This window comes from Streptomyces sp. NBC_01723 (assembly GCF_036246005.1).
Classification (GTDB): domain Bacteria; phylum Actinomycetota; class Actinomycetes; order Streptomycetales; family Streptomycetaceae; genus Streptomyces.
This window is the reverse complement of record NZ_CP109171.1, coordinates 1,086,822-1,099,964: the sequence shown is the minus strand read 5'-3', so window position 1 is coordinate 1,099,964 and position 13,143 is coordinate 1,086,822. Positions and strand designations below refer to the sequence as shown.

At 75.2% G+C, this 13,143-nt stretch carries 5 protein-coding genes; all 5 read right to left on the bottom strand.

Annotation, left to right across the window (positions count from 1 at the left end; translation table 11 throughout):
• Positions 1-75: 75 nt before the first annotated feature.
• Positions 76-1,980: a hypothetical protein gene (locus tag OIE75_RS05185; protein WP_329469738.1), complete on the bottom strand. Its 1,905-nt coding sequence runs from the start codon at positions 1,978-1,980 to the stop codon at positions 76-78.
• Complete coding sequence (locus OIE75_RS05180) at positions 1,977-5,675, bottom strand: DUF5682 family protein (protein ID WP_329469737.1); 3,699 nt, start codon at positions 5,673-5,675, stop codon at positions 1,977-1,979. The genes OIE75_RS05185 and OIE75_RS05180 overlap by 4 nt, the downstream gene beginning before the upstream one ends.
• A gap of 101 nt (positions 5,676-5,776) precedes the next feature.
• A complete protein-coding gene (locus tag OIE75_RS05175) occupies positions 5,777-6,946 on the bottom strand; it encodes an ATP-binding protein (RefSeq protein WP_329469736.1) in 1,170 nt (389 codons plus the stop codon).
• 181 nt (positions 6,947-7,127) lie between these two features.
• Positions 7,128-12,221: a hypothetical protein gene (locus OIE75_RS05170; RefSeq protein WP_329469735.1), complete on the bottom strand. Its 5,094-nt coding sequence runs from the start codon at positions 12,219-12,221 to the stop codon at positions 7,128-7,130.
• Positions 12,218-13,072: a DUF4132 domain-containing protein gene (locus tag OIE75_RS05165; protein ID WP_307010053.1), complete on the bottom strand. Its 855-nt coding sequence runs from the start codon at positions 13,070-13,072 to the stop codon at positions 12,218-12,220. The genes OIE75_RS05170 and OIE75_RS05165 overlap by 4 nt, the downstream gene beginning before the upstream one ends.
• Positions 13,073-13,143: the final 71 nt, after the last annotated feature.

Below are 13,143 nucleotides of genomic sequence, written 5' to 3'. Positions count from 1 at the left end.
CCACGAGATCGTCCGATACTACGGCGACCCGCGCCGCTCAGCGGGCGGATCGTGTGGGTGGTGCCGCTGGGCCCCCTACCTCACGGCGGCCCGGGGTGCGGGTTCGTCCGGCCCGGAGAGGTCCGCGGTGAGGTCCGAGGTGGGGTCCGCGGTGAGGTCCGCGCCCCACGCGGCGGCACACAGGGCGCGGTCGAGTGACTCCGTGTAGACGGCGGCGCCGAGCCAGGCGCGGACGAACCGGCCGGTGTCGGCCGGGAGCAGCCGGCCGAAGGGGTCGCGTGCGCGGTCCGCCGCGGTGGTGTGCAGCTCGGCGAGCAACTCACCCGCGGTGGCCAGGCCGTACCGCCGCAACCGTGCGACCTCGGCGGCCCGGTTGCCGGGAAACGCCAGCACGCGGCGCCCTCCGGAAACGGCCTGCATGACCCGGCGTCGCAGCAGGTGGACCGGGGCGTCGTCGATGGTGGGCGGGGGGCCGTGGGGCGGGGTGTTGTGTGGTGGTGGGTGCTGGGGTGACGGCTCGTGCGATGGCTGGTGCGACGGCTGTGTCTGTTGGAGCGGCACGGTGGGCAGGTCGGCGCGGCGGAGGCGGTCCAGGCCGAGATCGACGCGTCTGCCGGGGTCGGTGGGATGGCTCACCGCCAGCAGCGTGGCGCGGGGGAGCGGGCCAGGGGTGAGCCGTGCGACGACACGCAGCCGGGCGCCCGGCACGGAGGCGAGGAGGCGCAGGTTCTCGCGGTGGGCCAGCGCCGGATGGTCGTGGGCGGCGGCGAGCCGGAGCCGGAGTCCGCCGCAGTCAGCGACCAGGCATTCACCCGCCGCCTCGCGGACGGTGCCGACGAGCGTGACGTCGAGGAAGAGCAGATCACGGTCTTCCCGCGCCTCCCTTCCGTCCCGGTCGTCCCTCAGGGCGCGGGAGATCTGTTCCGGCACCGGTACCGCCCACAGGCGGTCCAGGGGTGCGGCGTCCCAGTCGACGCCGGACGCGCGCACGGCCCGTACGCCCGCGCCCGCGCCGAGGCGGCCCGTCGGGGAGACGGTCGCTCCGGACACGGCGAGTCCCGCGCGGGAGAGTTCACGGTGCGTCAGCGCTGTGTCGCCGAGGCGCACAGCTCGGTCCGCCGCACCCGTGGCCCGCTCGGCGCCGCCCGGCGCCACGTCCGAGACCGTGTAGAGGCGGCCCGCCGCATCGGCGGTCCAGGTGACGGCGCCCGCGTAACCGGTCGCGGAGAGGACCGGCTCGGCGAAGACCCCGTACAGGCGCAGGGAGCCGTCCGGGCTGTACGGCTGCCGTACGCTGCCGCGCAGTTCGGCGAGTTCGGGGCCGGTGGTGTCGGGGAGGCGGTGCGCGAGCACCAGGACGTCACGCAGGGCCGCCGTGAGATCGGTGAGTCGGTAGTCGGGGTCGCCGCCGCGCGCCGCCCGCAACGCCGTGACCACGGCGACGGCCCGGCCCGCGGCCCTGGGCAGCCCCGCGAGCCGCGCGGTGTGCGCCGCCCGCAGCAACTCCGCCTGAAGCACGGCACCGGCTCCGTCGGTACCGGCCTCCAGGACGGCGGCGGCCGCGTCGTGCAGAGCGGCCGAGGCGGTGCGCTGGCCGGGGGTGGCCGCTTCGGGAGAGGGGGAGGGACGAGTGGAGGGTGCGGGCTCCTGGAGGTCCGTCGCGGGGGGTGCCGTGGTGGGCGGGACCGTGGGGTCGGCGACCGGGGCCGCGGATGCGACGGCGGCCCGGTGCAGGCAGTCGGGCGCGAGCAGGCACCCGCAGCGGATCCCCTCGGCACTGGTCACGACCCCGTCGGGGGCGTGCAGTTCGAGGTCGGTGTCGTCGTCCAGGGCGATCCGCACCAGGTCGCCCTCCCGGGCCACAGGCCGTGCCGCCACCTTCGCGACACCCGCGTCGAGCCGCTTGCGCAGCCTGGGCGTCAGTGCCGCGACGAGCTGGGCCGTCACCGAGGGGGCGACCTTCGGAAGGTGCGCGTTCATCCGATCTTCTCCCCTACCCATCCGGCGAGTTCGAGAGGGCTGAGGGCGGCGACCGGCATGCCCGCCGCGACCAATTGCCCGGCGACCGCGGTGGAGTACCGGGGCCGGCCGGTGTCGTCGAGGCTCGCGCAGCCCAGGACGTGGCAGCCGCTGCCGGCCAGGGCGCGGACCTCGGCGAGCAGGCCACCCACGGGATAGCCCTCCTCGAAGTCGCTGATGACCACCACGAGTGTGCGGGACGGCACCGTGACGAGTTCGCGGGCGTGCCGCAGCCCCGCGGCGATGTGGGTGCCGCCGCCCACGCTCACCTCGAGCAGCAGGGACAGCGGGTCGTGGACGTGGTCCGTGAGGTCCATGACCTCCGTGGAGAAGGCCAGGAAATGCGTGGACAGTGTGGGCACTCCGGCCAGTACCGACGCGGTGAGGGCGGCCCAGACCGTGGACGCCTCCATCGACCCCGACACGTCCGTCACGAGGATCAGCCGCCAGTCGGCGGCCCTTCTGGCCCGGGTACGGAAGACGGGGTGTTCCGGAACGACCAGCACCTTGCCGTCCGGTCCACGGCGTGCGGAGGCCAGATTGGCCCGCAGGGTGCGGGGCAGGTCGAGGCCTCCTCCCGGACGGCGGCTGGGCCGCGGCAGGACGGCGCCGTGCAGCGCGGGGCGCAGCCGCGTGGCCAACTGCCTGGTCAACGCCTCCACCAGACGCCGGACGAGTGGCCGCAGCGCGGCCAGCCGTGCCTCGGGCAGACCACCCGCGTGCCGCAGGACCGTGCGCAGCAGATCGACGGACGGTCGCACACTGCCCGGGTCGAGTTCGGCCAGGACGTCCGGTCGGCCCGCCGCGGCCGCCGCCGCCAGCACCTCCTCGCGGACCCCCGGGCCGAACAGCGCCCTCAGCTCCTCCGACCATTCCCGCACGCTCGGGTAGGAGGCTTCCCGGCCGCCACCGCCGCCGTCGCGCCCGGGGCCGTTCAGCTCACCCCGGCTGCCCTCGCCCCGCCCGCTGCCGTACAACTCGTCGAGCGCGGTGGCAGGTGCGCCGGCCGACGGGGGCAACTGGTCGGTGCGGCGGCCGAGTACGAGCCGCCAGCGGTCGACGGGGGCGAGGTGGTGAAGCGCGGGGTCGTGGGTCTCGTCCGTTGAGGGATCCGTTGAGGGAGGGGGCGGGGCCGTGGGTCGGATCGAGGGCGGGGTGGAGGTGTGGGTCGGTGTCGAGGCCGGCGCCGAGGGCTGAAGGGAGGGCCGTGCCGAGGGCTGAGAAGAGGGCGGTGCGGGGTCCGCAGGCCGGGTGGGCGAGGGCAGTAGGCCGAGGCCGCCCAGCGTGGCCCGCGCCGTGAGATCCGCGCGGGTCCACACGGCCAGGGCGGCGGGGTCCGTGCGACCCAGGTCGGCCAAGTGGCCCCGCTTCGCCCGAGCGTCCGGACCGCCGATGTCCAGGCGCTCCTCGACGGCCGAGAGAAGCCGGTCGCGGGCGGCCGGGCTCAGCGTGTCGAAGCCGCCGCGCAAGGCCGGCAGCCGGTGCAGGAAGTCCCGGTCGGACAGCCCGGACACCCGGTCGAGCAGCGGCTCCAGTGCCGGTGCCGCAGACTCCAGCAGTGGGCCCGCGGCCGTGAGCAGACCCGTGAGCCGCGCGGTGAGCGCGGAGCGGGACTCGCGGTCGGTCGCCGTGTCGACCCAGGCGGCGACGCGGCGGCCGAGGACGTCCGGGTCCTCGTGCCCCAGGAGGACCCTGACCGCCCCGGCGGCGCCACGCATCAGGGGCGATCCCTCCCGCCCGAGCCGGGCCAGGGCGTCGGTCAGGCGGACGCCGCCGAGGACGTCGGCCCGGTGCGCGAGTTCCAGCAGCGCGTGCGCGTCCGCCGGGTCCTCGGCACCGGCGAGACCGTCCACCTGGCGCACCGCGGCCGCGGTGAGAACGTCGGCCACGGCATCGGCCCGGACCGCACGGTCCTTGTCGAGGCCGAGCCCCGCGACGTGCCCCGCGCGCAAACGGTCCAGCAGGCCCAGCCCGGTGAGGAGTTCGGGCAGCGTGGCCGAGGCGGGCAGCACGTCGGCGGCCTCCGCCAGACGGGCGTCCGCCAGCTCGGGCAGGCCGCACTCCGCCGCCTGCCGAAGTCCGTCCAGCGTCTGCGCCGCCATGGGACCGCCCTCGTCGCGCTCCGTCCGCCGCCGCTCGCGCAGGACACCCTCGGCGGCCTGGGCGGGCGTGACGCCGTGCACACCGACCGCGGACAGCATGGCCTCGGTCGCCGGGGTCCAACGCACCTCCCACCGCGTCGTCAACGCCTCGGCGCCGCCCGCACCGACTACGCCCCTCAGCTCGCCGTACGGCACCCCGCACACCGTCAGGCGCCGCAGCAGCAGGTCGCGGTCACGGTCGAGGTCGGAGCGCAGGGGGTCCAGCCGCAGATCCTTGGCTGTCGCGTTCGGTTCACTTGTCCCACCGGTCGCCCCAGGGGTGGTCCCACTGGGCCTCGGGCCGGGCAGTCCCAGTCTCGACAGCTCGGTCTCGACCGCCGGAGCCAGTCCGCTGCGCGGCGCGCCCGGCGCGGGACGACCGCCGCGGTCGCCGACGAGGACGCGCTCCATCGCGCGGGCGACGGCCCGCCCCCTGCCGTACGGCTCGCCCTGCGCGAGTACCGTCTGGATCGCCTCGACCAGTTCGCCCCGGCCCGCCGCGGGCAGTCCCCGCAACCGGGCAAGGTCCGAGGCCAACCTCGTGATCTCGCGCGCGTCCGCGGGCCCCGACGGATGCCCGAGGCCGCGCAGCTCCGCACACACCCGTACCGCCGTGCGCGTCAGCGCCTCCTCGAGCGCGTCCGGGTCGCCCGCCGCGCGCACCACCAGATGCTGCCACTCGGGGTCCCGGATGCCCGCCGGGTACCCGGACCGTTCGTCCAGGAGGGCGTAGGTGTACGGGATCAGGGAGGTGGTCCACTCGGACGGCTCGGCATCACCGCGAGCACCCGGCATGGCACCGGCCGCACCGGCCACCTCGGCCGCACCGGCCGGGGACAGCAGCGCCGGGGCGTGGAAGGCGCCGACGACCACGGCGGCCCGCGCGCCGTCGACGGTGGCGGCGGCCAGACGGGACCGCATCCAGCCCTCACGCCGCAGATCCAGTTCGGGCACTCCTCCCGAGGACACGGCCTCCTCGCGCAGTGCCCACCCCGTGAGGAGCGCGGCGCGGCGCAGTGCCTCCGGCTCGGATCCCGGAGCGGTGGCCTCGACGAGCCGGTCCCACAGGTCCTCACCGGGGCGGCCGGTGAGCCGGGCCCGGAGGGCGGTGGTGAGCCCGGCGCAGGGGGCCTCCGGTGCCGTGGGCGAGGCAGGTGCCCCCGGCCGCCTCCCCGCACGCCACGCGCGGTCGGCCAACGGCAGGTCGCACGCGACGACCGGGACACCGCGCGGGGCGGCCCAGCGCACGGCCGCCAGTTCGGGGGAGAAGTCGGCGAACGGATAGAAGGCCGGCCCCCCTCCCTCCCGCGGACCGGCGGCGGCGAGGGCCACCGGCGCCCGTGTCTCCTCGTGTCCCAGCCACGGCAGCCAGTCCTGCATCTCGGCGGGCAGCTCGACCAGGAGCACGTCCGGCGCGGCCGCGTCCAGCAGCGCGGGCATGGCCGCGGCCAGCGACGGCGCGTGGTGCCGTACGCCGATGAGGTACGGCGCGGCCGGGTCGGTGAGCGCGGCCACCGCTTCGTCCGGGGACGGCGAAGGAGAGAGCGGGGCGGGCGAAGCAGAGAGCGGCGTGGGCGGAGCAGAGAGCGGCGTGGGCGGAGAGACGGACACCGGTGTCAGCCCTCCAGAACCGTGCGCAGGTCCCACAGGGTGCGCCAGGTGGCCGAACCCTGCTCCGCGCGGCGCCGGACCGGGCCGTCCCAGTAGCCGCGCAGCCGGGCCGCGTCGGCCGGGTCGTCCTTGCGGACCACGCCGAGGAGGTGCCCCGGGAGCAGCCCGAGTACGTCCCGGTCCCCCGGGAAGTAGGCCGCCGCCAACCCGAGCGCACCCGCGACGGACACGGCCTCGGCGGTGCTCATCACGGTGGACGGCCGCTCGACCTCCCAGCCCTCCGCCGAACGGCCCTCACGCAGGTCACGGAAGGCGACGACAAGCGCCTCCAGGACGGCCTCGTCCACCTGGAACGGCGCTCCGGCACGCTCGACCGAGGCCCGCGCCTGACTGCGGACCAGTGCCGTCTCGGCGTCGAGGTCCGGAATGGGGCCGACCGTCTCGAAGTTGAACCGGCGCTTGAGGGCCGCCGACATCTCGGAGACTCCCTTGTCGCGCAGGTTGGCGGTGGCGATCAGGTTGAAACCGGGCGCGGCGTGCGCCAGGGCGTCGTCCGTGCCCGAGAGTTCGGGGACGGCGATGCGACGTTCGGAGAGCAGGGAGACCAGGGCGTCCTGCACCTCCGGCAGGCAGCGGGTCACCTCCTCGACACGGGCGATGCCGCCCCTGGCCATGGCGGTCAGGACGGGGGAGGGGACGAGGGCTGTGCGGCTGGGGCCCTGGGCCAGCAGCAAGGCGTAGTTCCAGCCGTACTTGAGCTGGTCCTCGGTCGTACCCGCCGTGCCCTGCACGACCAGCCCGCTCGTGCCGCAGACGGCCGCCGACAGCAACTCGGACAGCATGGACTTGGCGGTACCGGGCTCGCCCACCAGCAGCAGTCCGCGCTCCCCGGCGAGCGTGACGACGCACCGTTCCACCAGCGCCCGGTCGCCGACGAACTTGCCCTCCACCACCAGTCGGCGGGGTACGCCCACGGGTGCCCGGGCGTCCTCGGGCAGCCGCAGGGCACGGCCGTCGCTGCCCATGACGAAGGTGACCACGGCCCGGGGCGTGAGCCGCCAGGCGGGAGGGCGCGGTCCGTCGTCGTAGGCGGTGAGGAAGGCCAGCTCGGTGGCGTACCGGTCCTCGGGCGGGACGATCTGGCGGATGGTGTCGGGGGATTGGGTGGCGGTCATCGAGGGATCTTCCGGTGGGCTCGGACAGAGGGCGTGGAGCGGTCGCGTGGCGGGCGCGGGCACGCCGCCTCTGCGGGTGCGGGTGCGGGTGCGGGTGCGGGTGCGGATGGGGATGTGGAGGCGAGTGCGGGTGCGGAGGCGAGTGCGGGTGCGAGTGCCTGGCCGGGCGCGTGCACGGTCGTCATCGGCGGCGGCCCTTCCGCGTGGCGCGAGTGGTGAGTTCCTCGTAGGCGGGCGCGTCCTGGGCCCGCACCCGGTCCCAGGCACGGGCGAACAACTCCGGTACCGGGAAAGGCGGAACGGCGCGCAGCCCTTCGCGGACCGGGTAGAGACCCTCCTTCCACGTCTCCACCGGCAGGGCGGGCGCCTTGAGGTCGTGCCAGCCGCACGGCAGGAAGAGGGAACGGCCGGCCCGGGACCGCTTGGCCTCGACCACCAGTTCCGTGGCCGCGAGTTCGGCCCGGGCCTTCTTCATCCGGGCGGGCCGCCACCCGGTCCACCGGGCACAGTTGCGGTCCGTCGGGTCGGGCAGCGCAAGCAGTTGCAGGTACAGCGCCGCCGCGTCCTCGCTCAGGGCGTGCTCCGACGCGACCTCCGCGACGAGCGCCGGAACGCTGACCGTGGGGTCCTGCGCGGGTCCGGCCGGCCCCGCGGGGTCCTGACCGGCGGACAGGGCCCGGGCGAGTTCCTCACCCAGGACGGCCCGCAAGGCCCGCATGCCGGAACCGCGCGCGGCACCCACCAGCCCCTCCAACAGCCCGAACACGGCGTCGTCCGGCCCGGCGAGGCCCGCCGGACGCACCAGCACGGTCTCGTTGTCGCCGTGCCAGGGGCGCAGGAGGAGTGCGTCACCGACTCGGACCGTCCCGTCCGCGTCGGCGCCCCCGGAGGTGGGCAGACCATAGGCCTTCCGCAGCTCGGCGGCGGTGGTGCCGCCCTTCTCCGTCCACCCGACGTCCAGGTCGAGCAGCAGCCCCGGGTCGGCGAGGCGGCGGCGCAGCGCGGCCAGGCCCTCCGGCAGGGCCGCGCGCAGGGGATGGCCGTAGGGCAGGGCGTAGGCGAGTGAGGCGAGGGTGGCGACCGCGCCGGTCAGAGCGTGGCGTCCGGGCACCGCGGCGGGGTCCTCCGCGACGAGCCGGCCGTCGTTGTCGGGGCGCTGGACCGTGGTACGGCTGAGCCACGCGGTGCGTGCCGGGTTGAGGACCGCCTCCGCGGACCCGGCCGGCAGGCCGTCGAGCGCGGGAGCCAGGTCCTCGGGCACTCGGACGAGAGAACCGAGGCGCGCGGCCCACGTCCGGCCCGCGGCACCCGTGTCCGGCCCGGTCGTCCACAGCTCGGCCGGGTCGTCGGGCAGCAGAGCGCCGACGAGCGCGGCCCGCTCCGTGGCGGGGAGCGTGTTCAGCATGGCGTTGCCCGCGTCCAGTTGACGGGGCTTGAGCCCCAGCGAGGCCAGGGTCTCGGCGTCGAGCTTCTCCGGCTGTCCGGCGAGGAGGATCGTGGCCTGGAGCGGTCCCACCCCGGCGTGCGTCGACGCCGCGAGTGCGGTGGGCGCCTCAGGCTGCCAGGGCGCGGCCCCCTTGTCCCGCACCAACCGGGTGACGGCGGCGAGGGTGTCGGCGGGTAGCGCCGGGGTGTGCCGTGTCTCGCGCTCCAGCGTGAAGTGGGCGACGGCCCCGAACACGCCCGTCGGATCGTGGTCGAGAGCCAGCCAGTTGACCCGCTCACGCCCGTAGTCGATGTTCTGGCAGCCGAGGACGACCACGGTCCGGCCGTCCCGGCGCAGTACCTGCCCGGCCCGCTCCCGCTGGCTGCGCTTGTCGTGCGGCTCGCTCAGGACGACCTCCCGGAGTCCGTGCCCGGGTGCGGCGAGCGGCCCTTCGCCGAGGGCCTCGAACAGCAGGAGCAGCGCCTGCCTTTCGACCGCGGGGACGGTGGGCGCCGCCGCGCGGTAGGCCAGCGGTCGCAGCACGGTCAGCAGGGACGGCCACACCAGGCCGATGCGCGGGATGGTGTGCTCGTCGCTGTGCCAGCCGTCGCCGAGGGCGTCCAGACGGGTGCGGTCGGGCAACTGCCGGCCGTCGGCGGGATGTCCCGAGAGCACATGGTTCACGGCGCGGATCTGGCGTAGTGCCGTCCACTGGTGGTCGCCGCCCCAGGCCCCCCACATGTGGGCCAGACCGCGGGTCGCCGTGCGCAGGGTGTGGTCGTCGCCGTGCTCGGGGCGGTAGTCCGCGAACATGCCCTCGGCCCGCTTCCGTTCCCGCTTCGGCTGCTCGACGGGCGGCGTCACGAACCGGGCGACCGTGTCGGCGATCTGGAGAGTCGTGCGGACCAGGGCCGCCACACCGGCCAGGATCCGCTGGTCCGTGAGGCCGGGCAGAGACCGGGACACGGCCTGCCGCACGACCTCCTCGGCGGACGGCACGGTGGGCTTGACCGCGGTGGCGCCGCCGTCCGACCCGTCGCCCTCGCCCGCGGCCTTCACCAGCGCCTGCCGGTCGGCGAGTGCACGCGCCGCCTCGCTCAGTACCTGGGCGGCCTGCTCGTCGGTGCAGGCCCGCAGCACCGCCGACGCGCTCTCGTCCCGCGGCCGCAGGGCGTGCCAGAAGGCGACCGGCGGTACCAGCGGGGTACCGGCGGCGAACTCGCCGCCGCGCTCGTGCGGTGTCACCCGGCCGAGTTCACCGGCCCGCGTGCCGTCGTCCTGCGCGAACAGCGTGATCTGGCGTCGAGTCCGGGCGACGACGGGGGCGGCACCGCCGGGCAGCCGGAGCGCACCGAGCGGGACGAGACGTTCGCCGTGCCGGGCGGCGGTGAGCGTGACGGTGCGGCCGTCGGGTGTCCCCGTGGTCGTGCGCGCTTCTTCGGCCTCGTCCTCGGCACGCACCCAGCGGCCGAGCACGGCGCCGTCGGTGCCGAACGGACTCTGCTCCAACCCGGGTTGCAGGGGCAGCACCTCGCACCGGTCCTGCAACAGCGTCGCGCCGTCCCGGATGCCGGAGCGCAGGAAGACGGGCAGGGACGCGCGCCCGTGCGAGCCCGTCGCCGGGTCGTACTCCAGCCACACGTGCTGCCGCCCGTGCCGGCCCTGCCGCCAGTACAAGGTGCCGTCCCCGATCACCGGACGGGTGGTGGGCAGGACGGTGTCGCCGGCGTGCAGGGTGCGACCGCCGGTGGCCCGGCCCCCGTCGGGCAACGGGATGGACGGGGCCGCGTCGTCGTTGCGCCACCAGTGCGAGATCCGCTCACCGGTGAGTGTGACCACCTCGGACGGCCGGTTGGACCAGTACCCGCGCTGTTTGCCGTCGTGCCACCACACCACCAGCAGCTCGCCGTCGCTGTAGCGGAACTGCGGGCGCTGCCAGCGGTCCAGGTCGGCCGGGAGGCGCAAGTCGTGTTCGAGGGAAATCGCGTCCGGGCCCACGACGACCGCCTTGTGTCCGCGGCTGAGGATCAGGCAAGGCCACGCCTCGTTCACGATGAGCGTGTTGTCGCGGTCCTTGCTCTGGCGGGTCTCGGTGTCGAGGATCCGCAGGGCTTCTTCGAGGGCGGGCCAGCCGAGTTCGTCGAGGATGCCGGCCCGCAGGGTGCGGGCGAGCAGCGGGGCCGTCTCGTAGGCGGCGGCTCGGGCGACGGCTGCCGGGTTGACCCGGGGCGCGACCGGCCGGAAGGGGCTCAGCCGGTGCAGCGCCTCGCGGGCGCCGGGCAGTCCCCTCGCTTCGGCCAGCTGCCCGACCGCGCCGTCCAGCCACTCCCGCAGTACGTCGCGGAGTACGGGGTGGTCGGCGAGGTGCTCCAGTACCGAACCCGACTGCCGGTTCTGGCTCGTGGCACCGACGGCCCTCAGCAGGAGGGGCCGCAGCCGCGAGTCCGCCGCGAGGGCCGCCAGATCGCGTCGTTCGGGATCGGTGTCGCCCACCCAGCGGTCCAGCCCGAGGTGGACCTCGGTGCCGGGATCCGGCAGCGCGAGGGGGATGTTCAACGCCACGCACAGGTCCAGCAGGCCGATGTCGGCACCCACCTGCCGACGGCCGGTGAAGAGGTCGACGGTCCGCCCGTCGGCCCGTAGCCGGGCCGCCATCCGGGAGACGAGAGCGAGCGTGGCGGGGGAGCTGTCGCACGTCGTGGCACCGTGCTTGCGGTGGGCGGCCCAACGGCCGAGCCAGTCCGCGGCGTCGACGGCGACCGTCGTGTCCTCCCCGGTGAGGAGCCGGTCGGCGCCGCACTCGGTCAGCAGTGCCAGCCAGAACTCGTCGCTCTTGACCTGGCGATCGAGCCCGGCCGGCATGATCTCCAGCAGCCGCTCACGGACGGCCGGCCGCCGCTCGGCCAGGACGGTCAGGGTCGCCCGGTAGGCGGTCCAGAAGGAGGCGGGCGCCCGGACCGCGGCGGGCGAGGCGACCAGGTCGGCGACGAGATCGCCCTCCGTCTCCACCTTGGGCAGTCCGGCCGCCTTGATCAGCACACGCGCGTCCTGCGGGAGAGACGCGTAGGGCGGCATGCCGGCCGCGCAGCGCTCCACCGCCAACTGCCGGAACTGGGCCCACGCCTCGGCGGCGTCCAGCCGGTCGGCGAGATCCTTCACATGCTGCTTCAGCGCCTTGACCGTCAGCGCCCCGGCGAAGGCGAATTCCAGGAAGACCGCCCGCTGCCGGTCCTCGTCAACGGTGAGCGCGTGCACCCGCTCGGCGTCACGGGCCTTGCCGAAGAAAGCCGCGGCGTACGTGGTGTTGTCGTACTGGAGGAAGATCCGCGCGGCCTGCTCGTAGAAGGTGGGCAGGAAGTGCGGCACGGCTCGGCCCAGCCGTTCGCCGAGCTGCTCGAAGCCCTCCTTGGCGGTGCCGGGGCGGGACTTGGCCTGGCGCGCGAGCCGCTCGACGTCCTTGACCAGGGCGAGCGCGTGGTGCCCGTTGGCCGGGTCGTTGACCAGCGCCCAGGCGGGGAAGCCCAGGGTCTCCCGCCTGATCTGCCCGACCTCCTCGGTCTCCGCGTCCCGCACGAGTCCGAGGAAGTCCAGGGCGAGGTCCTCCGCCTCACCGAGGGTGCCGGGCACGAGCCGGACGACGCTGCGGTCGCCGAGTGCGGCATGGCTGTAGGTGCGCACGGTGAGGGTGTCGGCGTCCTCCCGCCCCGTACTGCCCGGCGGCAGGAGGGCCCCGGCGTCGAGCAGGGCGGCGACGGTGGCGTCGTCCTGGGCGGTGCTCCCACCTGTGGCAGTGCCCCCGCGTGCGGTGGTGCGGGCGTCGGCCGCGCCTGTGGCGTTCACGGTGCTCATGCGGCGCGCTCCTCGTCCTCGATGTCGCGGCCCGCGTACAGCGCGGCGGCCATGCGCATGCCCTCCGACCAGGCCACCGGCCCGACCCGGCCCAGCCTCAGCTCCCGTCCCGCGGCGTCGGCCCAGGTCAGCGGGCCCGTCTCGGTCTCCTCGTAGCCGTCGTAGTCGCCGACCCACACCCGGGCCTCCACGCTCCGCCCGTCCTCCCAGGCGGAGCAGACGGCGTACCCGCCACGCACGCGGTGGCCGAGCTGGGTGACCCGCCCGTGCAGGAAGCGCAGTTCCTTGAACGTGCCGCCCGCGTACTCCTCGACGGACGTGGCGTCGGCGTCCAGCGCCGCAGGGCGGTGCCACACCTCGCGGAAGAGCTGCTGGGCCCGCTGCTCGACGCCGAGTTCGACGGCGAACTCCCGCAGATCCTCCAGGTCTTCGAGGAGCACGGGGTGCGGAAGGTGGACGAGCGAGGGAGAGATGCGCACCGTGTCCCCGTCGAGGTCGACGAGGCCGAGACCGCGCTCGGGATCGGCGTCCCGCAGGAAGCCGGCGACCTCGCCGTCGGCGCCGGTGACGACGAGATCGCGCAGCGCCGACCGCCAGGCGGGGTCGGCCCACACCCGGGTGAGAACGTCGAGAGGGACGGGCAGTGACCGCACCATCCACCGCTCGACGTCGGTGAGGCACTGGCGTTCGTGCCGCTCCAGCCACTCGACGAGCTGCCGCAGCCCGACCACGGCCGGATCGTCCGCGAGCTTCGCCGGGACCGACTTCAGCCGTCGCCCCGCCGCGTTGCGGCAGACCACCTTCCCGTCGTCCAGGGCGACCTCGTAGTCCCCGGCCGTCACCCACCCCATGAGTGCCTCCCCGCACCGCAGTGATCAACTGCTGAAAACTGTAGGCGAGACCACTGACAACGCCGTCGGCG